General features: G+C 69.5%; 16 protein-coding genes. 2 read left to right on the top strand and 14 right to left on the bottom strand.

What is annotated here, in order from left to right:
- Positions 1-31 precede the first annotated feature (31 nt).
- The 9 genes from ACF8O7_RS09355 to ACF8O7_RS09315 form a co-directional block, all read right to left on the bottom strand.
- Entirely contained in the window at positions 32-616 is a 585-nt protein-coding gene (locus ACF8O7_RS09355; protein ID WP_126313055.1) for a prepilin peptidase, read from the bottom strand.
- Between the two features lie 2 nt (positions 617-618).
- Positions 619-795 carry a Flp family type IVb pilin gene (locus tag ACF8O7_RS09350; RefSeq protein WP_016454539.1) on the bottom strand — a complete coding sequence of 59 codons (177 nt, stop codon included), beginning with the start codon at positions 793-795 and terminating at the stop codon, positions 619-621.
- A gap of 109 nt (positions 796-904) precedes the next feature.
- Positions 905-1,081, bottom strand: coding sequence for a Flp family type IVb pilin (locus tag ACF8O7_RS09345; RefSeq protein WP_016450680.1), 177 nt, complete (start codon positions 1,079-1,081; stop codon positions 905-907).
- 98 nt (positions 1,082-1,179) lie between these two features.
- The gene (locus tag ACF8O7_RS09340) at positions 1,180-2,913 is read right to left on the bottom strand and encodes a TolC family protein (RefSeq protein ID WP_126313056.1); all 1,734 of its coding nucleotides are present in this window, start codon (positions 2,911-2,913) and stop codon (positions 1,180-1,182) included.
- Entirely contained in the window at positions 2,913-4,310 is a 1,398-nt protein-coding gene (locus ACF8O7_RS09335; protein ID WP_016450682.1) for an HlyD family type I secretion periplasmic adaptor subunit, read from the bottom strand. Before ACF8O7_RS09335 ends, ACF8O7_RS09340 begins: the two co-directional genes overlap by 1 nt.
- Positions 4,307-6,151: a peptidase domain-containing ABC transporter gene (locus ACF8O7_RS09330; protein WP_016450683.1), complete on the bottom strand. Its 1,845-nt coding sequence runs from the start codon at positions 6,149-6,151 to the stop codon at positions 4,307-4,309. The genes ACF8O7_RS09335 and ACF8O7_RS09330 overlap by 4 nt, the downstream gene beginning before the upstream one ends.
- A gap of 99 nt (positions 6,152-6,250) precedes the next feature.
- A complete protein-coding gene (locus ACF8O7_RS09325; protein WP_126313057.1) occupies positions 6,251-9,412 on the bottom strand; it encodes a Mur ligase in 3,162 nt (1,053 codons plus the stop codon).
- 136 nt (positions 9,413-9,548) lie between these two features.
- A complete protein-coding gene (locus ACF8O7_RS09320; protein WP_016450685.1) occupies positions 9,549-10,073 on the bottom strand; it encodes an OmpA family protein in 525 nt (174 codons plus the stop codon).
- Positions 10,074-10,155: 82 nt separating this feature from the next.
- Positions 10,156-15,078: a hypothetical protein gene (locus ACF8O7_RS09315; protein WP_392443186.1), complete on the bottom strand. Its 4,923-nt coding sequence runs from the start codon at positions 15,076-15,078 to the stop codon at positions 10,156-10,158.
- Positions 15,079-15,558: 480 nt separating this feature from the next.
- Between ACF8O7_RS09315 and ACF8O7_RS09310 the strand changes: the two genes are divergently transcribed.
- The gene (locus ACF8O7_RS09310) at positions 15,559-16,923 is read left to right on the top strand and encodes a tetratricopeptide repeat protein (RefSeq protein ID WP_392443184.1); all 1,365 of its coding nucleotides are present in this window, start codon (positions 15,559-15,561) and stop codon (positions 16,921-16,923) included.
- The gene (locus ACF8O7_RS09305) at positions 16,923-18,431 is read left to right on the top strand and encodes a murein L,D-transpeptidase family protein (RefSeq protein ID WP_126312399.1); all 1,509 of its coding nucleotides are present in this window, start codon (positions 16,923-16,925) and stop codon (positions 18,429-18,431) included. The genes ACF8O7_RS09310 and ACF8O7_RS09305 overlap by 1 nt, the downstream gene beginning before the upstream one ends.
- Before the next feature lie 12 nt (positions 18,432-18,443).
- Here ACF8O7_RS09305 and ACF8O7_RS09300 read toward each other — a convergent pair whose 3' ends face one another.
- The 5 genes from ACF8O7_RS09300 to ACF8O7_RS09280 form a co-directional block, all read right to left on the bottom strand.
- Positions 18,444-18,833, bottom strand: coding sequence for a hypothetical protein (locus tag ACF8O7_RS09300; RefSeq protein WP_016449810.1), 390 nt, complete (start codon positions 18,831-18,833; stop codon positions 18,444-18,446).
- A 193-nt stretch (positions 18,834-19,026) separates the two neighbouring features.
- Positions 19,027-20,079, bottom strand: coding sequence for a GntR family transcriptional regulator (locus ACF8O7_RS09295; protein WP_016449809.1), 1,053 nt, complete (start codon positions 20,077-20,079; stop codon positions 19,027-19,029).
- Between the two features lie 63 nt (positions 20,080-20,142).
- Positions 20,143-21,333 (bottom strand): PotD/PotF family extracellular solute-binding protein, encoded by a 1,191-nt coding sequence (locus ACF8O7_RS09290; protein WP_016449808.1) that lies wholly within the window; start codon positions 21,331-21,333, stop codon positions 20,143-20,145.
- A 13-nt stretch (positions 21,334-21,346) separates the two neighbouring features.
- Complete coding sequence (locus ACF8O7_RS09285) at positions 21,347-22,390, bottom strand: GTP-binding protein (RefSeq protein WP_126312400.1); 1,044 nt, start codon at positions 22,388-22,390, stop codon at positions 21,347-21,349.
- Positions 22,387-22,680 carry a hypothetical protein gene (locus ACF8O7_RS09280; protein WP_016449806.1) on the bottom strand — a complete coding sequence of 98 codons (294 nt, stop codon included), beginning with the start codon at positions 22,678-22,680 and terminating at the stop codon, positions 22,387-22,389. Before ACF8O7_RS09280 ends, ACF8O7_RS09285 begins: the two co-directional genes overlap by 4 nt.
- Positions 22,681-22,753: the final 73 nt, after the last annotated feature.

The raw sequence follows: 22,753 nt of genomic DNA, 5'->3' as shown, positions 1-22,753 counted from the left end.
CAGGCAGGTGACAGGCATGGGCATCTCCGGTTCAGACAAGTGGCTGGCTGTGGCGCCAGGCCAGGGCGATGGCCGCAATGGCCATGTAGCCGGCATAGGGGATGGAGCGCTGGGGCTGGCGCGGTCCATCGGTGGCGCCTGCGTGCCGGGGCGTCGCGCCAAGGGGCGCCAGGCGGGCCGTCCAGGACAGGGCGGCGCTGGACAGGGGCAGCCGTGCCTGCAGCCACAGCCCGGTGGGGCTGTCCCGAAGGTGGCGCAGCGACAGAACCAGTACACCGTGCAGGCCGGCCAGCAGGCTGCCGCCGGTCCAGATCAGCAGCAGGTCGAAGCCCCACCCGAACCACAGTCCCGCGACCGCGCCGAACTTGACGTCGCCCGCTCCCATCCAGCGCAGTGCATAGAAAGGAAGCAGTACGGCAAACCCCGCCAGCATGCCGGCCAGCGCGTTCCAGGCCGAGACCTGGAACGGCTGGGCCCCACTGGCCAATGCGCCAGCGCCTGTGGCCAGGCCGAGCAGCACCATCCAGTTGCGCACGCGGCGGATGCGCAGATCCATGGCCGCAATCGTTGCGAGCCATGTGATGCAGACGCATAGCCATAGCGAGGTCGGCTCCATCTTCAGGGCGCAAGACCTGTGAGCTTGGTGGCCAACCGGTTGAACAGTCCGTTCAGATCGGTGCCCAGCGCGGTGGCGCCCACGACGATCCCCACGGCAATCAGCCCGGCAATCAGTCCGTACTCGATGGCGGTGGCGCCTTCCTCGTCTTTCCAGAAGTTCTTGATCGTTTCGGTCATGTCATGGTCCTTTCGGTTTGCAAGTTGCCTCGGGGCCGGTGGCCGGCATGGCGATCGCGCATCGGGCCGACCCCTTGCGGGCCCACTCGGATCGCGCCGGAGCCGGCGCTCAGGGCGTGAAGCCGGTGAGCTTGGTGGCGATCCGTGTGAACAGGCCGTTCAGATTGGTGCCCAGCGCAGTGGCGCCCACCACGATCCCCACGGCGATGAGGCCGGCGATCAAGCCGTACTCGATGGCGGTGGCGCCTTCCTCGTCTTTCCAGAAGTTCTTGATGATGTCGGTCATGGCATCGTCCTTTCGGTTGCAAAAGCCCATCGTTGTCGATGGCAGCGGCTGGCGATGGGCCCAAGCCGGCCGCTGCACGGGAACCCCTGCTTCCCACTTCACCACTGCTGTCGCGCGGCGGTGGTTTGAAAAGCGTCTGAAATGGGGCGCAACTGCTGCTCAAGGCGCAGCTGGATTCGTTGGGGCATGGCGCTGGCGGACAGGGTGGCCACGGCAGCGTCGATGGGGTCGGGGCGGGTGCGCGAGGGGGCCTGGCCGGGAGCCATGCCGGGCACCGTGCCGGGCGAGGGGTCCGGCGTGCCGCCACCTGCTGGAATGGGTTTTTGCGTGCTGAACAGCGCGTTCAGCCATTGGTCGGGCGGGTCCTGCGGCAGCAGGCGGCCGGTGGTGCGCGCCAGGCGCAGTTCGTTGATGCGCTGGTCGTAGATGGCGTCGGCCTCGTCCAGCAGCAGGCGCTGCATGTCCAGCTGGGCGTCCAGCACCTGGGCCAGGCTGCCGCGGCCGACTTCGAGCAGGCGCCGGCGGCCCTCGAAGGCGGCGCGCGCCTCGCGCACGGCGTCGGCCAGCTGGCTTTCGCGCTGGCGGCCGGACTGGGTGCGGCCCCAGGCGGCGGAGGCGGTCTCGCGCACCTGGCGGCGCACGGTTTCCTGTTGCGCTTCCTGGGCCTGCAGTTCGTTGATGGCCTTGAGGATGCGGTCGCGCAGCTCGAAGCCGTTGCCGAAGTTCCAGCTCAGCTCCACGCCGTAGCGCGTGCCCTCGGCATAGAGCACGCCGCTGGGGTCGCGCGTGTGGGCCACCACGGCGGCCAGGGTGGGAAAGCGCTGGGATTTGCTGCGGTCGACTTCGGCGCGGGCCTTCTCGATCTGCTGCTGCATTTCCTGCAGCTCGGGGCTGACGGCTTCGGACGCCTGCAGGGCCGAGTCTTCGCTGGCCGGCATCCATTGCTCGGGCACATTGAGCTGGGGCAGCCAGCCGGCCTGGGGCGTGAAGCCGAAGTAGCGCGTGAAGCGGGCCAGCGCATCCATGCGCTGCGACTCCAGCGCATGCTGCTGGGCCAGGGCGCCGGCCTGGCGCGAGGCGGCCTGGCGCAGGTCGTTGCGGCCCACGGCGCCCAGTTCGGCGCGGCGCTCCTCGATGCGCGCGAGCTGGCCGATGATGCGTGCCGACTCGGCCGCCACGCGCGCCTTGTCCTCGAAGCGGTGCAGCTCCAGCAGGGCGGTCAGTGCCTCCAGCAGCACGTTCTGGCGCGTGCCGTAGAGCACGCTGCCCTGGGCCGCCTCCTGCGATTCGGCCGAGCGGATGCCCGCGCCGATGGCTCCGCCATCGAGCAGGGCCATGCGCACTTCGGCATTGACGGCGGTGTACGACTCGCGGCCCCGGCGGAGCTTGGCATCGCCCGTGTTGGTGCCCACCTTGAAGGTGGGCCAGCGCGCGCCGCGCGCGGTGTTCACGTCATGCCCGGCCGATTCCAGCGCGGCGCGCGCCTTGCGCACGTCGGGGTATTCGTCGAGCAGGGCGTAGAGGGCATCGAGCAGGCGGCGCTGCCCGCTGTCGCTGGCCAGGGTGCCGGGCGTGAGCTGCTGGGCCAGGCGCAGGACCACGGCGTCGGGTACCGGGACGGATGCGGGTTCGGGTGAAGGTGCGGGTGCGTGAGCGTGAGCGGATTCCGCCGTGCCCGCCGCAGCCGTGGTGGCCAGGTCCGGTTCCTCGGCCGCCATGGGCGCGGCCTCAGCCTGCAGCGCCTGCAGGGCCGATACGCAGCAGGCAGCGGCCAGCAGCTGGCGCAGCCGGGCGTGCCAGCCTGTGGTGGGAGTGGACGGGCGGCCTTGCATCAGGGCTCCCGGAAGGCTTCGCTCTGGATGCGCAGCACGGGCCGCAGCAAGTACCAGATAAAGGGTTCGTGGCCCAGCAGCAGGTCGAGCTCGGCCTGCATGCCGGTGGTGATGCGGTTGTCGGTGCGGCCCACCCAGGGCTGCTCCAGGCTGGCCTGGATGCGGAAGTACGAGGGCGAGTCGGCCAGGTTGGGGTCGCGGTCGGCATCGGCAGCCACCAGGGTGACCTGGCCGGGCACCGAGCCGTAGCGCAGGAAATCGTAGGCCGAGATCTTCACCCGGGTGGGCTGGCCGGTGCGCACGTAGCCACGGTCGGCGGGGCTCAGGCGTGCTTCGACGATGACCTCGTCCTTGTCGGGCACGACTTCGAGGATGGGCTCGCCGGGCTTGACCACCCAGCCTGCACCCGAGCTGCGCAGTCCCTTGACGAAGCCGCTGGTGGGCGCCAGCACGGCGGTGCGCGTGCGCTGGGTCCGGGCGCGCACCAGGTCTTCGTTGAGGCTGGCCAGCTCGCGTTCGGTCTGGGCCAGTTCGTCGGAGGCGCGGCGGCGGAAGGCGCCCTGGGTCTCCTGCAGCTTGGCCTGGGCCTGCTCGATCTTGGCGCGGTTGCTGAACAGCGTCTGGCGCGATGCCGCCAGCTCGGCGCGCACCTGCTCCAGCGCCCGCTGCTTGTCCAGCACTTCCAGCTGGCCGATCAGCTGCTCGGCGGCGAGCTGCCCGGCAATGGAGGCTTCCTGCTGGTGCAGGCGCAGATTGGTCTCCAGCCCCTCGATGCGGGCCTGGACCTGGGCCACGTCGCCGCGCGCCTGCTGCAGCTGGGCCTGGGCCGCGGCAATGCTGCCCTGGTGTTCCAGCGCGCGGGCCGAGAAGGCGCCCAGCTCGGCCTGGACCACCTGCGGGTCCAGGTCGGCCGGGAAACTGGTGCGCTGCAGCGGCCTGCCCTGGCTTTCCGCGCCCAGCCGTACCTTGACCGCCTGGGCCGTGGCCATGCGCGCCGTGAGCTGTTCGAGGTTGAGGCTGTTGCCGCCCAGGTCGATCTCCAGCAGGGGCTGGCCCTGGGTCACGGCCTGGCCTTCGCGCACATGGACGGCGGTGACGATGCCGCCTTCCAGATGCTGCACGGTCTGCACGCGGTCGGAGGGGATGACCTGGCCGCTGGCCACCACCACGTTCTCCACGGGATAGAACAGGCCGGTGATCACCAGCGCGGTGACCGGGATGGCGAGCAGCCACTTGCCGCGCGCCAGGCCTGCCCAGCGCGATACGGGGGGCGTTGCGGGTGGCGTTGCGCCGGATGCATCCGCGCCGGCCCCGGCCGGCCCGGCCTCGAGCGGGCGGGATGGCTGGTGCGACTGGCGAAGCACCAGGGGCAGATCATCGTAGCGGCCGGCTCTCATGAGGCAAGCTCCGGCGCCACGGCGGGCTGGTCGGGGTGCGGGGCCTTGTCGGCGGGTGCGGGGGCCGCTGCGGGCACGGCGGCCTCGCGTGCCGTGCCGAACAGCTGGGGCAGCAGTTGCTGGGGCGAGCCATGCTCGATGCCGCCATCGCCGCGCACATGGTAGAGGTGCTGGGCCATGGAGGCCACGCGCAGCGAGTGCGTGACGACGATGACCGTGTGCTTGAGCGCAATCTGCCGCAGTGTCTGCAGCAGGGCGGTTTCGCTCTCGAAATCCAGGTCGTTGCTGGGCTCGTCCAGGATCAGCACGGAGGGGTTGCGCAGGAACAGCTGGGCCAGGGCCAGCTTGCGCAGCTCGCCCGCCGACAGGCCCGCGCCGCCTTCGCCCAGCACCGTCTGGTAGCCCTGGGGCAGGCGGCTGATGAAGCCATGCGCGCCCGAGATCTGGCAGGCGGTGACGATCTTGTGGTCGTCGGCATCGGGATTGACCATGCGCAGCCCGTCCACGATGGGGCCGCTGAACCAGTACACCTGCTGGGCCAGGCAGCCTATCCAGCGGCCCAGCTCGGCGCGCGGGAACTGGGCCATGTCGTATTCATCGATGAAGATGCGGCCCTGCGTGGGCTGGTAGAGCCCTGCCAGCAGCTTGGCCAGGGTGGACTTGCCGGCGCCGTTGCGCCCCACGATGGCGTGCAGCCCGCCGGGGCCGATCTCCAGCGACGCCTGCTCCAGCGCCACATGGCCGCCCGGGTAGTGGAAGCTGGCCTGGTCCAGGCGCAGCCGGCCCTGGGGACGCGGCAGGTCCACGGTCTCGGCCGTGATTTCGACGGGCTCCTCCAGCACGGACTGCAGGCGGCGTGCGGCCTCGTTGGCCTGGGCCAGCGAGCGCCAGTTGCTGGCCAGTTGCGAGATGGGGCCCAGCGCCTTGCCCGACAGCAGGTTCACGGCCATCAGGCTGCCGATGCTCATCCACTGCGCATTGATGGCAATGGCACCCACGGTGATCACCGCGATGGAGAACAGCGTCAGCAGCACGGTGCTGGCTTCGCGCGCGTTTTCCATCTCGCCGTTCTTGCCGAAGCTCTCGGCCAGCCAGCGGTCATAGCCGTTTTGCCAGTTCTGGCGCGCGGCGGCGTCGTAGCCCAGCACCTTCAGCGTGGCGCGGGCGTTGCAGACTTCGGCCGTGCCCCGGTCCAGCATGCGGGCCTGGGCGATTTCCTCCACGCGGCCGCTGCGCACCTCGTCGGCCCACCACCAGGCCAGCACGCCCATGATGAGCATGGCCACCAGGATCACCGGCAGCACGGGCCAGGCAATGATGCCGATGACCACCAGGGCCAGCAGGGCCATGGGCAGGTCCAGCAGCGAGGTCGCCAGGCCCCCGGACATGCCCGAGCGCATGGCGCTCACGTCGCGGAACAGCTGCAGCCACTGGCTGGAAGAGCGCTGCTCCAGCGCGGCCAGCGGGTGGCGCAGCATGGAATGCATCAGCGCCTGGGAGACATCGCGGTCGATCATGGCGCCGGCTTCGCGCAGGGCGCGGGCGCGCCGGCGGCGCAGCCACCATTCCAGGCCCAGGAAGCACAGCACGCCGGCCACCATGGCCGTGAGCGTGGCCGTGCCGCCGCGTGCAATGACGCGGTTGTAGACCTGCAGCAGGAAGATGGATGGCAACAGGCCCAGCACACTGATGGGCAGGGACAGCCACGCGGCACGGCGCAGCTGGTGAGCGGCCCGGTCGAAGGACTCGGCGATGGCAGTTGCAAAAGCCCCCACCGTCTCCGTTCCCGACGGCATCGCCGTGGCCTTGGCCAACTGGCGGGGAAGAAGGTATCGGATCATGTTCTGATGGGCTTAGTAAACGTCTTTACAAAATGTAAAGGCGCTCGTTTCCCAAATACTGTAGCGAGTTATATACAGTCCTCTATAAGTTTTATTCAATCAATAATGCATGTTCATTTGATTTTGATGTGGATCAAAGCGGATGGCGGGGCTGGATGCTATTAGGTGGGCCCCGTGTCCACTGAAACTGTCTCGTATGGCATCTGCGGCCAGGGCCAGATTGGTAGTGGCGCGGCCTGCCAACAAAACCGTGTCGCCTTTATGGGTTGTGCGAAGAAGTGAACAGATCAATTGATTGAGATCGTCATACCAATTGACGTGCAGAAGATCTGCCAGCGCCGCCGCCAGCTGCCGCAGCGGCTCGCCGTACAGCAGTACGCGCCGGGCCTGGGCCGCGCGCACCAGCGGCTCCAGCGCCAGCTGTGCAGTGTCCATGCTGACCTGGCCCGGCTGTATGCCGGCCAGCACGATCAGCCTGCGGCTGACATGGGGGGCGTGCTCCTGCAGCTGCGAAAAAGCAGCATGCATGGACAGTAAGTGGTTGCTCAGGCTATGGTCCAGCAGGCAGATTCCACTAGGCAGCAGCTGCGGCTGGCCGGCGCCGATCAGCGGCCGCCAGTGCGCGAGCGAGGCCTGGACTTGTGCAGGCGCATAGCCCAGCGCATGCATGGCGGCCAGCGCGGCCTGAGCATTGCGGGCCATGTGGTGGCCATCCGATTGCAGGGAAATCCCGAGGCGCCGGTTGTCTATGCTTATTTGCAGATTTCCATTGTGAAACCCCATTTCACGGACCTGCGCATTGGAATGCGGCCCGAAGGTGATGAGACGCATTCCCATGCGTTGTGCATTCTCAATAATGCACGGGTTTTCACCTATGTCTTGTTCGATCACCAATGCACTGCCTTTGTGCATGTGCTGCATGGCTTCCACGACTTCCTGCAGCGCCTCGTATTTGCGGCAGGCGGACAGACCGGCCGGTCCGCACTGCTCGGAATCACCAGTACTGGGGATGTCATTAATTGAAAGATTAGTAATAACCAGAATGTCTGGATCAATCAGCGGCAGATCTCCACGCAGTGCCTGCAATGGCAGCTCCAGCAGGGCGCAGGGCGCTGCCTCGCTCCAGTTGATCATCTGCAGCGCCGTGCCCTGGGACAGCAGGGCGTCGCCCCGTGCATCGCCGCCGTCCTGCAGGCATTGGCGCAGCATGCCCAGGGTGGATGTCTTGCCCACGCAGCCGCTGACCGCGATCACGGGCGCCTGGATGCGGCGCCGGGCGGCCTGCGCCAGGCTGCGCAATCCTTCCTGTATGTCGGGCACATGCAGCACGGGCACGCCATGGTGCAGCAGGCCCTGCGGGCTGCTGCTGATCAGGGCCGAGGCCCGCAGCGTGGGAAGCGCGGCGGCCTGCACGCCCAGGGCCATGCCGGCACGCCGCACCAGCACGGCGGCGCCGGGCTGATGGTGCAGGCGGCTGGCGTCCAGCCCCGCGCAGCAGGTGCCGGTACCTCTGCCTTGCGCTGACGGGGCATCCAGCCAGCGTCCGTTCATCAGCTCGGCCAGTGCAGGGCCTTCCCAGGACATGGACGGGTACAGGGTCCCGGCCGCGGGCGAGAAAGCCGGCCGGCCCGCGGCCTCGCCGTCGCGCGCCCCCGGCAAGCAGGCCCTGGCAGGGCTGCCGTCCGCATCCGGGCCATTGCCGGCCTGCGCAGGCACGGCCTCGCCTTCGCCTTCGCCTTCGGTTTCGTGCTCCGGTTCGGTTTCGGCCACGGCGTGGCTGGCAGCCGAACGCAGTGCCTGGGCCAGCGCGTCCAGCAGCTCCAGGCCGGCCAGGCTGGATGCCAGCAGCCAGGCGATTTCGCGCGGGGACTGCAGCACCTGGCGCAGGCTGGCGTCGGCAAAGGCGGCATGGCGGCGCCGGGCGGGCGGCAGGTACAGCGCCTGTTCCGGCCAGATGGCGCGCTGGGCCAGGGCCTGCAGATGGCGCTGCAGGCCGATCTGCCACTGGCGCAGCAGGTCCGTGGGCTGTGGCTCCAGGCCAGCGTCGAGCTGCAGGCTTTCGACCAGTGCAATGCCTATCCAGCGAGCGCAGGGGTCGTCGGCTTGCCCGCCAGGGCGGTCATTGGGGCTGCCGGGCATGTGCAGCAGCGGCGGCAGCGCGGCCTGCAGGAAGGCGGCGGGCAGGACGGCCGTCTCGGGCAGGGCGCTGCGCGCCGCACGCAGCGTGGGGCTGTCGCTGGTGGGCGGGCGGGAGCTGGCATAGGCATGCATGGCCAGTTCGGCCCAGCTCAGCAGGGGCTGGCCGCTGCGGGATGCATCGGCGTGGGCCGCAGCCTCGGCCTTGGTGGCGCTGGCCGACGCGGCCGCGGTGGACAGCAGGCTTTCCGCCAGCGGGTCCATCAGCGCCGGAATGCGGGCGCGGGCCTGGCTGTCGGCCCCCGGCCCCAGCACAAAACTGTTGCGCAGGTGGCGGGCCAGCACCAGCATGGCCAGCGCGCCGGACAGGCAGTCGCCGGGCAGCGGCTGCAGCCGCTGCTCCACGTGGCCCATGGCCAGCGCAATGGCCTGCGCCAGTGCGGCGCTGCCCGCATGGCGCTGGGCCTGCAGCAGGGCGTAGGTCACGCCCAGGTGGTCGCACACGTCTTCGCAACCGGGCCAGCTCCCTTCCTTGCCCTGTTGCGCCAGCAGCTGCTGGACCGCGGCGTGCACGGGCACGAGGTGTGGCCACAGGCGCTGCTGCGGCGGGTCGGTTCGCGGCACGGCCAAGGCGGGATGCTCACCGCTGATGTACATGCCGCGCAGGTGCAGCAGCAGGCAGGGGGGATGCAGGGGGCGTGGGAGGGGGGGCTCATCATCGGGTGCGTCGGCAGCCCCACCCTGGGGCGGATCGGGCAGCAAGGGGTGCAGCAACTGCGCGCGCTCCAGGCTGGCATCGGCCAGGGCAAGGGAGCGCAGGGGCATCTCGGTCCAGGCACGGCAATCGGGCAGGGGACTGTCCGCCTCCAGGGGTGTGATGTCCTGGACCCAGTCGATGCGCAGATCGACCTCATCGCGCTTGCGGGCCCAGGCCCACTGGCGCACGCGGGTCGCCCCCTCGCGCCAGGCGGCCTCCAGCGTGGTGGCGCGTACATGGAAGACGGAGGCGGCCTTGTTCTCGGCCGCCACCGTGAAGAAAAGAATGCAGCCGGGGTAGGGCTCGGGCAGCAACACCATGTGCCGTGCCAGGTACTCCAGGCCATTTGCCAATTGCTGCGACAACATGCTCTCGGCCTCGGTCAAGGTCAGTGGGAGGCTGCGCTTCCCGTGGGGACGGGACGCCGGGCTGCGGTGCGCTGACCGCGTACGGATCTGTTCTTTCATGGCGGCCCGGCGGCAGGCGAGTGCGGAGCGCGGCGGCTCAGCGGTAGTCGAATTCCACGCGCCGGTTGCGCTGGTGGGCGTCTTCGCTCGTGCCTTCGTCGGCCAGCCGCTCCTTGCCGTAGCTGACGGACTCCACGCGGGCCGGATTCACGCCCAGCAGCTGCAGGCTGTTGCGCACCGCGTCGGCACGTTTTTGGCCGAGCGCCAGGTTGTATTCGATGCCGCCGCGCCTGTCCGTATGGCCGCGCAGCATCACCGAGCGGCCGGGATTGCTGCGCAGCCACTGCGCATGGCTTTCCACGATTGCCCGGTCGCTGCTGCGGATGGTGTAGGCGTCAAAGTCGAAGTAGACGATGTGGGCGACATTGGCGGGACCGCGCTGGTCGGCCTGGCTCGTGGCCACCACGGGTGCGACGCCGGAGCTGGCCGGCGCAGGCGCCGGGGCCTTGCCGAAGGCGTAGTGGTGTTCGGAACGCTGCGTGCTGGTGGTGGCGGTGGAACCGCAGGCGGCCAGGCCTGCGGCCAGCAGCACGATGGTGCACAGCCTGAGAGTGTGTGACATGGAAAATCTCCTGGGACGTGCGCCGCCACCGCGAGGCGGCGGCGCAGGGAAGGAATGCGGCGCCCGCAGGCGCCGCTGCAGCTCACAGCAGGGCGTTGTGGTGCAACTGCTGCGTCAACACGCTGGCTGCTGCATCGGCCGTGCTGCTGGCATGGCTGCTGATGGAGGTGGCAATCGGATCCAGCTCGGCCGCAGAGGCCGTTGCCGCTTGCGAAGTGCCGCCCAGAAGGCCTCCGAGCAGTCCGCCACCGGACGATCCCCCCAGCAGCCCGCCCAGCAGGCCACCGCCACTGCTGCCGCCACACAGCAGTCCGCTGACGATGCCGTTGTCGCCGACGACCGTGTTGACCACACCGCTGACGATGCCGTTGTCGCCAGCCACGGTGTCGAGCACGCCGCTGACGATGCCGTTGTCGCCGGCCACCGTGTCCAGCACGCCGCTGACGACGCCGTTGTCACCGGCCACGGTCTCCAGCAGGCCGCCGACCAGTCCGGTGTCGCCCGTGAGGCCGCCCAGCAGGCCACCGTCGCCGCCGAGCAGCCCGCCGACGATGCCGTTGTCGCCGGCCACGGTCTCCAGCAGGCCGCCAACGATGCCGTTGTCGCCGGCCACAGTGTCGAGCAGGCCGCCGACCAGGCCGGTGTCGCCCGTGAGGCCGCCCAGCAGGCCACCGTCGCCGCCGAGCAGGCCGCCAACGATGCCGTTGTCGCCGGCCACGGTGTCGAGCAGGCCGCCGACCAGGCCGGTGTCGCCCGTGAGGCCGCCCAGCAGGCCACCGTCGCCGCCGAGCAGGCCGCCAACGATGCCGTTGTCGCCAGCCACGGTGTCGAGCAGGCCGCCGACCAGGCCGGTGTCGCCCGTGAGGCCACCCAGCAGGCCACCGTCGCCGCCGACCACGCCGCCAGCCACGCCGCCAACCACGCCGCCCAGTAGGCCGTCGCCTCCCGTCAGACCGGCCAGCACGCCGTTGACGGTGCCGATCACCGGCTGCAGTGCCTGGCCCTGGACCTGCGTCAGGCCGTTGGCCAGGTCCGTCACCACGCCCAGCGGGCCGCCGTTCACCTGGGTCACGCCTTCGACCAGGCCCGTGACCACGGACAGGGCGCCGGTGCCGGGGTTGATCACCGCATCCAGCACCTGGCCCACAGGCGCTCCGGCCGTGCCGCCGAGCAGGTCATCGACGGTGTTCTGCACCGTGGTGACCAGGCCTTCGCCGCTGCCTGTGCCGCCACCCGGAACCAGGCCGCCCAGCAGCCCGCCGACCAGGCTGTCCTCGCCGAGCACGCCACCCAGCAGGCCGCCGTCGCCGCCGAGCAGGCCACCGACCAGGCCGTCGTCGCCGAGCACGCCACCCAGCAGGCCGCCGTCACCGCCCAGCAGGCCGCCGACCAGGCCGTCGTCGCCGAGCACGCCACCCAGCAAGCCGCCGTCACCGCCGAGCAAGCCACCGACCAGGCCGTCGTCGCCAAGCACGCCGCCCAGCAGGCCGCCGTCACCGCCGAGCAAGCCGCCGACCAGGCCGTCGTCGCCGAGCACGCCGCCCAGCAAGCCGCCGTCACCGCCGAGCAAGCCACCGACCAGGCCGTCGTCGCCGAGCACGCCGCCCAGCAGGCCGCCGTCACCGCCGAGCAAGCCACCGACCAGGCCGTCGTCGCCAAGCACGCCGGCCAGCAGGCCGCCGTCACCGCCGAGCAAGCCGCCGACCACGCCGTCGTCGCCGAGCACGCCACCCAGCAGGCCGCCGTCACCGCCCAGCAAACCACCGACCAGGCCGTCATCGCCAAGCACGCCACCCAGCAAGCCGCCGTCACCGCCGAGCAAGCCACCGACCAGGCCGTCGTCGCCAAGGACGCCGCCCAGCAGGCCGCCGTCACCGCCGACCACACCACCCAGCAGGCCATCGCCGCCGGTCAGGCCGGCCAGCACGCCATTGACGGTGCCGATCACCGGCTGCAGTGCCTGGCCCGGGACCTGCGTCAGACCGTTGGCCAGGTCCGTCACCACACCCAGCGGAACTCCGTTGACCTGGGTCACGCCTTCCACCAGACCCGTGACCACGGACAGTGCGCCGGTGCCGGGGTCGATCAGCGCATCCAGTACCTGGCCCACAGGCGCTCCGGCCGTGCCACCGAGCAGGTCGCCAACGGTGTTCTGCACCGTGGTGACAAGGCCGTCGCCGCTGCCTGTGCCGCCGCCCGGAACCAGGCCGCCCAGCAGGCCGCCGACCAGGCCGTCTTCGCCAAGCACGCCACCCAGCAGGCCACCGTCACCGCCCAGCAAGCCGCCGACCAGGCCATCGTCGCCAAGGACGCCGCCCAGCAGGCCACTGTCACCGCCCAGCAGGCCGCTGACCAGCTCGCCGATGCCGCCTTCACCCAGGCCGCTGCCCAGGCCGGCAATCAGGCCGTTGAGGGTTCCGATCACGGGCTGCAGTGCCTGGCCATCGACCTGGGTCAGTCCATTGACCAGTTCGGTCAGCACGCCCAGGGGGCCGCCGTCCACGCTGGTCAGGCCTTCCAGCAGGCCGGTGACGACCGAGGCCGTTCCATCGGTGGGATTGGCCAGCGCGTCCAGCAGTTGGCCCACAGGGGCTGCGACGGTGCCGCCGAGCAGGCCGTCCACCACGTCCTGGACCGTGGTGACCAGGCCGTCACCGCTGCCGCCTCCCGTGCCGCCCGGGATCAGGCCGCCCAGCAGGCCGTCGACCAGTTCACCGATGCCGCCTTCACCCAGGCCGCTGCCCAGGCCGGCAATCAGGCCGTTGAGGGTTCCGATCACGGGCTGCAGGGCCTGGCCGTCCACCTGGGTCAGGCCGTTGACCAGCTCGGTCAGCACGCCCAGGGGGCCACCGTCCACGCTGGTCAGGCCTTCCAGCAGGCCGGTGACGACCGAGGCCGTTCCATCGGTGGGATTGGCCAGCGCGTCCAGCAGTTGGCCCACAGGGGCTGCGACGGTGCCGCCGAGCAGGCCGTCCACCACGTCCTGGACCGTGGTGACCAGGCCTTCTCCCGTGCCGCCACCCGTGCCGCCGCCGGGCACCAATCCACCCAGCAGGCTGCCGACCAGTCCGCCGAGCCCATCTTCGCCCAGGCCGTTGCCCAGGCCGGCAATCAGCTCGTTGAGCGTGCCGATCACCGGGGCCAGGCCTTCGCCGTCCACCTGGGTGAGGCCGTTGACCAGTTCGGTCAGCACACCCAGGGGGCCGCCCTCGACATTGGTCAGGTTCTCCAGCGCGCCGGTCACGGTGGACAGCAGTCCGTCCGTGGGATTGGCCAGGGCATCCAGCAACTGGCCCACAGGCGCTGCCACCGTGCCGCCCAGCAGGCCGTCCACGACGTCCTGCACGGACGTGACCACCCCGCTGTCAGGCGTACCGGGCGGGTTGCCCGTTCCGCCGCCCACCAGGCCGCCCAGCAGGCCACCCACGCCGGCGAGCAGGCCGCCCAGCGCGCCGTCTTCGTCGAGCAGGCCGCCGAGCACGTTGTCCACTACCGTGCCGATGGAGCCGCCGGAGCCCGCTTCATCCAGGCCCTTGAGCAGCTCATTGAGGGTGCTGATCAGGGGCTCCAGGCCCTGGTTCTGGATGTTGACCAGGCCGTCCACCAGCTCGGTGAGCACGCCCAGCGGCCCGCCATTGGTGCTGGTCAGGCTCTCCAGCAGGCCTGTCACCCCGGACAGCGTGCCGCTGCCGGGATTGACCAGCGTATCGATCAGGTTGCCCACCGGGCCGGCGACCGTGCCACCGGACAGCGCACCCACCACGTCCTGCACGGAGGTGATCAGGCCGTGGCCGTCCGTGGGATCCGTCGGATTGGTGGGGTCCGTGGGATTGGTCGGATTGGTCGGGTTCGTCGGGTCCGTGGGATTGGTGGGGTTGGTCGGGTTGGTGGGATCCGTGGGGTTGGTCGGATTGGTGGGGTTCGTAGGATTGGTCGGGTTCGTGGGATCCGTGGGGTTGGTCGGATTGGTGGGGTTCGTAGGATTGGTCGGGTTCGTGGGATCCGTGGGGTTGGTCGGGTTCGTGGGATCCGTGGGGTTGGTCGGATTGGTCGGATTCGTGGGGTTGGTCGGGTTCGTGGGATCCGTGGGGTTGGTCGGATTGGTCGGGTTCGTGGGGTTGGTCGGGTTCGTGGGGTTGGTCGGGTTCGTGGGATCCGTGGGGTTGGTCGGATTGGTCGGGTTCGTAGGATTGGTCGGGTTCGTGGGATCCGTGGGGTTGGTCGGATTGGTGGGGTTCGTAGGATTGGTGGGGTTCGTAGGGTTCGTAGGGTTCGTCGGATCCGTGGGATTCGTAGGATTCGTAGGATTCGTCGGGTTGGTGGGATCCGTCGGATTGGTCGGGTTGGTCGGGTTCGTGGGATTGGTCGGATTCGTGGGATCCGTGGGGTTGGTCGGATTCGTGGGATCGGTCGGCACCGGGGGGGCTGGGTCGTCGTCGTCGTTGCTGGCTGCGGCGATCAGGCCCACGCCGCCCGCGCCGATCAGGCCGGCCAGCAGGAAGTCGCTGAGCACGGAGCCGCCGGCTGCGGCTGCGGCGCTTTCCTTGGTCACGATCAGGCCCACGGCGTCACCGTCACTGGCGGGCGCCACCTGGACGTTGCCAGATGCCAGGTCCAGCACCATGGCGCCTGCGCCATCACCCTCGCGCTGGGCCAGCGTGGCCTGGGTGCCGCCCTCGAAGGTGCCGACCAGGGTCTGGCCGTCCTTGCCCTGGAACAGCGCCTTGGCGCTGCCATCGGCGGGCACGATGATCTTGTCGCCGACCTGCAGGGCACTGCCCGGCTGGGCCATCAGGGTTTCCCCATTGCGCACGATCTGCACGCCCGGGCTGACCTGGGACAGCGTGGCGGGAGGCGTGCCCCGGGGCATGACCGCTGCGGCTGCGCCGGGCTGCATGTTCGACGTATTGAGCTGCGCAAGCACAACGCTGGAGGGCTGCGGGTCACCGAACTGCACGGGGCTGACGGTGGTGTTGCCGGTGGGCTGCATCGATTGGGCGGTCATTTACTCTCTCCAGACAAGGGTTGAGACGACAAGGTCAGACGGTGGCTTGGAAGCCGTGAAAAATCTGTCGAGCCCTTTTGTGCAACATGCATGCCACGTGCACGCTGCAGGTCCGGATGGCCTAGGAATCATCCTAAGATATTGATTTGTATGGATTTATCTATTGATCACAATGTCTCATCAAGGGTCTGTTACGGCACACGTTACGTAACGCTGCCGGGTCTGCTCCGTTACTCGGGCGCCGGTGCCGCGCCATGTTTCATGGCCCTTGACTCGCGGGCCCATGCAGCGGGGCAAGATGGCTTTCGCCTATAAAATCGCTGGCTTTTGGCTGCAGGCGTGTATCGGCGCATGCAGTAAGCCCAAAAGCGAACAGGCCCGTCTTCCAACTTTCATTGCGTAGAGAGCGCCCATATGCTGATTTCGTCCAGAGTTCCGTCGCGAGTGCCGGGTCGTACCTATTTGCGGATAGCCCGGCCCGTGGCCATTGCCGCCTTCAGTCTGGGGGCGGCTTTGTGCGGGGCGTTTGCCCATGCATCGCAGGAGGCGGTGGACGAGGTCTCACGGCTGCTGGAGCAGGGCAAGGCGCCCCAGGCCGCCAAGCAGGCCGAGGCCTATCTCAAGCAAAACCCGGCCGATGTGCAGATGCGCTTTCTGCAGGGCGTGATCGCCGCGGAGCAGCGCCAGAACGCCCAGGCCATCAAGATCTTCACGGCGTTGACCCGTGACTACCCCAGCCTGCCCGAGCCCTACAACAACCTGGCCGTGCTGTACGCCGCCGAAGGCCAGGAACGCAAGGCCTCGGAAGTGCTGGAGCAGGCCATTCGCACCAACCCCAGCTACGCCACGGCGCATGAGAACCTGGGCGACCTGTATGCGCGCATGGCCAGCGATGCCTATGCCAAGGCCTTGCAGCTGGACGGATCGCGCCAGGCCATCCAGCCCAAGCTGGCCCTGATCACGCAGATCTTCCCCAAGCAAGGTGGCGCCCAGGGAAAGACGGTCCAGGCTGCAGCTGCCTCGACCAAGGTCGCCGATGCCAAGGCGGCCGATGCCAAGGCCCGCGAATCCGACGCCAAGCTGGCCGAGGCCCGCGCCGCCGAGACCAAGGCGGCAGAGGCCAAGGCCGCCGAATTCAAGGCCGCTGAAGTGAAGGCGGCCGATGCCAAGGCAGCGCAGGCCAAGGCCGCAGAAGCCAAGGCCGCAGAGGCCAAGGCAGCGGAGGCCAAGGCAGCGGAGGCCAAGGCAGCGGAGGCCAAGCTGGCCCAGGCCAAGGCAGCGGAGGCCAAGGCAGCGGAAGCCAAGGCCGCCGAGACCAGGCTGGCCCAGGAGAAGGCTGCCCAGGCCGCACAGGACAAGGCGCGCGCTGCCGAGGAAGCCAGGCAGGCTGCGGCCAAGGCCGCCGCCGTGACCACCGCTGCGGCCCCTGCCGCCGCCGCTGTGGCCGCCGCCGAGCCCGCCAAGGCAGCGCCTGCCGTCGACGAGAAGAAGGCGGCCCAGTCGGCCGCAGCGCAGGAAGTGGAGGCCGCCGTCAAGGCCTGGTCCACCGCCTGGGCCGGACAGGACATGGACCGCTACCTGGACGCCTACAGCGACCACTTCTCCCCGGCCGATGGCAGCAGCCTGGCCAAGTGGAAGGAACAGCGCCGCCAGCGCATTGTCGGACGCACCACCATCGTCGTCACCGTGCGCGACCTCAAGGTGACCGTGGACGGCGACAAGGCCACGGCCCAGTTCCGCCAGTACTACGCATCGGGTGCGCTCAAGACCACGACCCGCAAGACCCTGCGCATGCAGCGCGAAAAGGGACAATGGCGCATCACCCACGAAGGAACCGGTTCCTGATGCCTGAAAGAGCGCGCCCCCTGGCACGGTCATCCGCCGGCTTGCTGCGCCTGCATGCGCGGGCCGCCGGCGTGGCCGTGCTGCTGGCCGCTCTGTCCACGATGTCGTTCGGCACGGCGGCCTACGCCAAGCCGGCCAAGGCCTCCAAGACGGCATCCGCCAAGCCTGCAACGGGCAAGACCAGCAAGACCGGCAAGGCCGGCGCAGCCAGGCTGCGCTCGGCGTCGGGCAAGACGGCCGTGGCCGCCGCTGCGGTGGCGGCCACGGCAGGCGGCGCTGCTGCCACGGCAGGCCATGCCAAGGCGGCGGCCGGCTCGCAAAGCCAGGCGGAGGCCCGCCTGCTGGCCATCATCCGCCAGGTGGAGCAGCGGGATCTGGATGGCGCCCTGAAGGCGGCCGCCGATCTCACCGCCGAAGTCCCCAATTTCCGCGCAGCCCAGCTGGTGTATGCAGACCTGCTGCGCTTCAAGACCGGCCGTGCCGGCGAGGTGCTGGCGGGCACGCCCGTGGCTGCGTCCGCCGCTCCCAGCCATCCGGGCCAGGGCGTGCTGGTGCGGCACAACCTGTCCGTGGGCAGCGTCACACGGCTGGAGGGTCCGGCCAGTCCCGCGCAGGCGCAGCTGCAGGATCTGCAAAACGAACTCAAGCGCCGCCTGCAGGCGGACAGCGGCGCGCCGCCTGCGGGTTCCGTTCCCGGCGAGTTTTTGATGCTGGGCGCATCCGTGCGGCATGCCATTGCCATCGACGCCAGCAAGTCGCGGCTGTACCTGTTCGCCCATGAGGCAGGCGGGCTGCGGCTGCTGGGGGACTTCTATGTCTCCGTGGGCAAGCTGGGCACCGACAAATGGCAGGAAGGCGACCAGCGCACGCCGCTGGGCATCTACTTCGTGGGCCGCCACATTCCCGGGCCCCGTCTGCCGGAGTTCTATGGCAAGGGTGCGCTCACGGTGAACTTTCCCAATGACTGGGACAAGGCCGTGGGCCGCTCGGGCAGCGGCATCTGGCTGCATGGCTCGCCGCCCGACCAGTTCTCGCGGGCGCCCGAGGCCAGCGATGGCTGCCTGGTGCTGGCCAACCCCGATCTCACCTTGCTCATGCAGACCGTGGACCGGCAGACGCCGGTGCTGATCCGCGAAAAGCTGCAATGGGTGGCCCCCAAGGCCCAGGCCCAGCAGAAGGCGGCAGACGCCTTCGTGCGCGTCATCGACGACTGGAAGAGCGCCTGGAACGGTGCGGACCCGCGCAAGCTGGCCGCCCTCTACGCGCCCGACCTGCTGCAGTCGCCGGCCTCGCGCACATCACAGGAGCGGCTGGCCGCCTACCTCAACCGCCCCGGCGTGACGCTGCAGGACCTGTCCATCTATTCCTGGAAGGACGCCAAGGGCGAGATCCGCGTGGTCAACCTGCGCGCCAGCAGCAAGTCCTTTGCCGAAGGCCTGCCGCTGCGCCAGTACTGGCGCAAGACGGGCGGGCGCTGGCAGCTTTTCTCCGAGGACGTGATGGGCTGAGCCTGGCGCAGCTCAGGTGTTCTCGTTGTGGCGGTTGCTGTCGAAGCGGCGCTCCGCATCGAACAGATGCTGTATCAGCACATGCGAGGTCATGTTCACGCCGATGCCGCCAATCATGGCCGGCAGCAGGTACAGCGCCGTGGACAGCTCGGAGACGAAGAGGGTGTTGTCGGACAGCGAAGGCGTCGCCTTGGCCGCCGAGGCCAGGCTTTGCAGCAGGTAGACATCCACCCCCGCCATGGCCACCAGGGCCAGCCCGAACAGCAGCACCGTGGTGCGCGAGATGCTGCGCTTGGCCAGCAGGGCGGCGTAGATGGCGCAGGGAAGAACGACCGAGAAAACCACCAGGCTCCAGAATCTGGCTTCGGTGAAGACGGTGGTGCTGATGCGCAGGGCATTCATCGGTGCGGTCTTTCGGTGCGGTCCTTCGGTACCTGTGGGGCCCTGCGGTTCCCTGTCGGCCGCCCAATATGCCGCGCTTGCGTAAACGCCCGGTGAACCCGGCGCAAACCGGTGGTTGCACATGCAACCAGGCGCACCGGTCGCAGTCTTGTCCGCTTCGGCCCTGCCTGGCCCGATGCCGTCCCCCAGGGGGTCACGACTGCCGCACCAGATAGGCCGGCAGCTGCGCCTCGGGCAGCACGGACAGGACCTTGAGCTGCAGCTGGGCGCGCTTGCGTGCCTGGGCCAGGTAGTCCTGCAGCGCCTGCGCGGCCCGCTCGTACTCACCATCCCACAGGGCGTCGATGACCTGGCGGCAGTTCTCGAGCAGGGGCGGGTTGGGCGACTGCGGGAACATGCGGTCAAAGGTGCTGTGGATCAGCCACGGCATCTGGCACTGCTGCAGCATGCCCACCAGCTTGTGGTTGGGATGCCGTGCCAGCAAGGCGCCGTGCAGGTGCTGCTCCAGCCGCAAAAGCTCCTGCGCTTGCGGTGCGGCGGGGGCGTGCAGGCGGCGGCGCAGGTCTGCGAGCATATCCCTGTCCAGGCGCGGGCCGCTTTCGCGCAGCGCCGCGGGCGCCAGCAGCGCCAGCAGCTCGAAGTCCTGGTTCACCGCGCGTGCCGTCAACGCCGCCACGCGCCAGGAGGCATAGGTGCTCTTGTCCACCAGTCCCCGGTCCACGAGCCGGCTCAGCACCTCGCGCAGGGCCACGCGGTTCACGTTGAAGTGCTCCATGGCCGCGCTTTCGTCGATCTGGAAGCGCCCGAAGATCATGGCGATGGAGATGGTCTGCTCCAGCTCGTCGTGGATGCGCTCGCTTTCCGAGGGGATGTGGATGGTGGCGTTGCCCTCCTCCAGGCCCAGGGCCCGCGCGTCCAGCGGCAGGCGCTGGGGCTGCACGGCCTGCCCGGGCCGGGCCACCAGGTAGCCGCGTCCGTCGAAGGTGCACAGCAGCCCTTCGGCATGCAGCAGCTCGAAGGCCTTGCGCACGGGTATGCGGCTGGTGCCGAAGACCTTGGCCACCGGCCCCTCCAGCAGCACCAGGCCGGGCTCGATCCGCTGCTCGACGATGGCCCCGCGCAGGCGCTGGCGTATCAGTTCATAGCGCAGCCGGCGTTCGCCGGGATCGCCGGATTCACCGGATTCGCCGGGGCCTGCTTCCTCGTCGCGGGCAAGCTGCGTGGGTGCTGGGGTGGCTCTTGTCATTCCTGCTTCATCTGCATGTACCTGTGCACCGGCCGCCGCAAAGGGGGCCGGTATCCGGCAGGACTATAAGGGGCGGGCGCGGCGCAGCAGCGTGGCCCATTGGCGCACCAGGTAGTTGTGCTCGTCCATGACGGTGTTCCAGACGGCGATGTGGCCCAGGCGCTGCTCGTAGGAACCGCCGTCGCGCACGCTGCCGCGCGGGATCACGACCTGGCCGTCGGTGCCCCGCAGGTCCTCGGCGGCAGGCAGGCCGGCGTACCAATAGTCCCATTCGCTGGCGCGCAGGTGCTCGCGGCTGCGCAGCGGGTTGGAGATGTAGTAGCCCTGCCGTGCCATCGCCGCACCGGGCCAGCCGGACTGCCACCAGTTCAGGTAGCGGTAGGCGGCATCCAGCGTTTCGCCCCTGGCCTGGCTGGAGATGCCCAGGCCGCCGTACCAGGCCCGGTATCCTTCGCGCGGGCAGGCCAGCCGGTAGTCCAGCCCCGCCGCGCGGTAGTGGGCGATGGCCGGCGACCAGTGGCTTTGTATGGCGACGCCGGCATCGATCATCAGCCGCGCCGCATCGGCGTAGTTGCCCCAGAAGCCCCGGAACTGCTCCGACTCCTGCCGCTGCAGCAGCAGGGCCATCATCTGGTCGATCTCCTCCAGTCCCAGGTTGCTGATGTCGCCAAAACGCATGTCGCCGCCGGCCTGCAGGGCCAGGGCCGCATCCAGCGCGCCGATGGCCGCATCCGCCTGCAGGGCCGCACGGCCACGGCAGGCGGGAGACAGCAGCCACGACCAGCTCTCCTCGGTCTGCGCGAACAGCTCCGGCACGGCGGCGGGCAGGTAGACGAAGCTGTCGGCGTTGTGCGTCAGCGGCAGCATGCTGATGCGCGATGCGGGCGTGCCGCCCAGGGTGCCATCGGCCTGCACGTACAGGCGCATGGCCGGGTTGCAGCCCGCGCCCAGGGCCGCCTGCGGCGTGATGCGCCCGGTCTTGGGCAGGGCGTTGACCTCGTCCCAATGCGCCAGCCTGCCGATGTCTATGGGTTGCAGCGCCCCTGTCGGCCACAGGCAGTCCAGGCTGTGGAACCATTGGTCGTAGAGATCGAAGCTGTCCTGGCGCATGACGGCCTGGCGCTGCGCGTCGAAGCCGTCGAGCACCTCGAAGCGGATGCGCAGGCCCAGGTCCTGCTCGGCGCGGCGGCGCATGGCCTCGGTCAGCGTCACCGAGGTGCCCAGTACCCGCAGTTCAGGCATGTTCTTGCGCATGGGGTGTTCCTTGTCAATGGAAGGCGGCCGGGCCGGGTGCGGCGCCGGGTTGCGCCCCATTGTCCTGCGCGAAGAAACGCTGGAACGACTGCCAGGAGTCGTCCACCTGCTGCCCGTTGAGCCCCGAGGCGATGAAGACCAGGCGCGAGCGGCCGTCGCCACCGGGCCATTCGGCCAGATGCTCGGGCGCATGCATCAGATGGCCCATGCCGTGCAGCACCGTCGGCTGCCCCTGCGGCCATCCTTCGGCGGCCACGGCCACGAGCCCCTTGAGCCGCAGCACCCGCTCGCCATGGCGGTGCAGCAGCCAGGTCAGCCACAGCGTCAGCGCACACCAGTCCACGGGGCCGTCGAGTTCCAGGCAGAAGGCCTGGATGCTGCCGTGCGGCTCCTGGCCCTTGCGGCTGCGAGGCGTGCCTGCAATGGCGCGTGCCAGCCAATTGCTCTCCTGCACGGGCTGCTCCTGCCAGGCCGGCAGCGCCTGGCGGCTGTTGCCGAGCACGGCCAGCGGATTGAGCCTGGCAAGCTGCGCGCACAGCGCCTCGGCGTCCTGCGGCCGGGCCAGGTCGGTCTTGCTCAGGTACAGCCGGTCGGCGGCGGCGACCTGGGCCTGCCATTCGGGCCGCTGCGCATGCGTGGCCGCGTGCAGGGCATCGACCACGGTGGCGACATGGGCGGGCCTGAAGACCTGGCGCAATTGCGCGTCCCCAATGAGGGTGGCGATCACCGGGCCGGGCGCGGCAAGGCCCGTGGTTTCGATCAGCACGCGCTGGAACGCAGGCAGCTCGCCGCGCTCGCGGCGCTGGTGCAGCCGCCACAGCGCCTCCTTGAGTTCGCCGCGGATGGCGCAGCAAATGCAGCCGTTGTCCAGCAGCACCGTGTCGGCGTCGATGCGGCCCACCAGCAGATGGTCCAGCCCCACGGCGCCGAATTCGTTGATCAGCACGGCGGTATCGGCAGCGGGAGAGTCCTGCAGCCATTGCCTGAGCAGCGTGGTCTTGCCGCTGCCCAGAGAGCCCGTGAGCACGCCCACGGGCAGGCGTGCATCGCCGGTCATGGCGCCTGCTCCGGTTGCGGCCAGGGCATGGCCAGCGGATCCAGCTCGCGTGCCAGCAGTCGCTCGGCCGCGGGCCACAACGCACCGAAGTCGGGCACCAGGACGCTGGCGCCCGTAGGCCCCTGCAGCAGGTAGGACTGGCCGTGGAAGTCGCTGAGCCGCAGCCGCCACAGCGCCAGCAGCCGGTTGGCGCGCGCAATCTGAATCAGCCGCTGGCGTCGCCCGGCCGATCCGGCCGGCGCCTGGCTCCAGTGGCCGGAGCCCTGCAGCAAACCGCACATTCCACACATGACAGAAACCCTTTCGGTTGCGAATGGAGCCGCCTGCGAAACTGGCGCAGCCAAAGAGCAGAGACACCGAGGA

Source organism: Delftia sp. WSY_16 (assembly GCF_043104415.1).
GTDB classification, from domain to species: Bacteria; Pseudomonadota; Gammaproteobacteria; order Burkholderiales; family Burkholderiaceae_C; genus Comamonas; species Comamonas tsuruhatensis.
The sequence above is the reverse complement of the archived record's forward strand: the minus strand, read 5'-3'. Positions and strand labels throughout refer to the sequence as shown.

Bases quoted from the DNA above. Each gene is read 5' to 3' on its own strand.
- ACF8O7_RS09355 (WP_126313055.1), bottom strand. From the start codon at position 616: ATGGAGCCGACCTCGCTATGGCTATGCGTCTGCATCACATGGCTCGCA.
- ACF8O7_RS09350 (WP_016454539.1), bottom strand. From the start codon at position 795: ATGACCGAAACGATCAAGAACTTCTGGAAAGACGAGGAAGGCGCCACC.
- ACF8O7_RS09345 (WP_016450680.1), bottom strand. From the start codon at position 1,081: ATGACCGACATCATCAAGAACTTCTGGAAAGACGAGGAAGGCGCCACC.
- ACF8O7_RS09340 (WP_126313056.1), bottom strand. From the start codon at position 2,913: ATGCAAGGCCGCCCGTCCACTCCCACCACAGGCTGGCACGCCCGGCTG.
- ACF8O7_RS09335 (WP_016450682.1), bottom strand. From the start codon at position 4,310: ATGAGAGCCGGCCGCTACGATGATCTGCCCCTGGTGCTTCGCCAGTCG.
- ACF8O7_RS09330 (WP_016450683.1), bottom strand. From the start codon at position 6,151: ATGATCCGATACCTTCTTCCCCGCCAGTTGGCCAAGGCCACGGCGATG.
- ACF8O7_RS09325 (WP_126313057.1), bottom strand. From the start codon at position 9,412: ATGTTGTCGCAGCAATTGGCAAATGGCCTGGAGTACCTGGCACGGCAC.
- ACF8O7_RS09320 (WP_016450685.1), bottom strand. From the start codon at position 10,073: ATGTCACACACTCTCAGGCTGTGCACCATCGTGCTGCTGGCCGCAGGC.
- ACF8O7_RS09315 (WP_392443186.1), bottom strand. From the start codon at position 15,078: ATGACCGCCCAATCGATGCAGCCCACCGGCAACACCACCGTCAGCCCC.
- ACF8O7_RS09305 (WP_126312399.1), top strand. From the start codon at position 16,923: ATGCCTGAAAGAGCGCGCCCCCTGGCACGGTCATCCGCCGGCTTGCTG.
- ACF8O7_RS09300 (WP_016449810.1), bottom strand. From the start codon at position 18,833: ATGAATGCCCTGCGCATCAGCACCACCGTCTTCACCGAAGCCAGATTC.
- ACF8O7_RS09295 (WP_016449809.1), bottom strand. From the start codon at position 20,079: ATGACAAGAGCCACCCCAGCACCCACGCAGCTTGCCCGCGACGAGGAA.
- ACF8O7_RS09290 (WP_016449808.1), bottom strand. From the start codon at position 21,333: ATGCGCAAGAACATGCCTGAACTGCGGGTACTGGGCACCTCGGTGACG.
- ACF8O7_RS09285 (WP_126312400.1), bottom strand. From the start codon at position 22,390: ATGACCGGCGATGCACGCCTGCCCGTGGGCGTGCTCACGGGCTCTCTG.
- ACF8O7_RS09280 (WP_016449806.1), bottom strand. From the start codon at position 22,680: ATGTGTGGAATGTGCGGTTTGCTGCAGGGCTCCGGCCACTGGAGCCAG.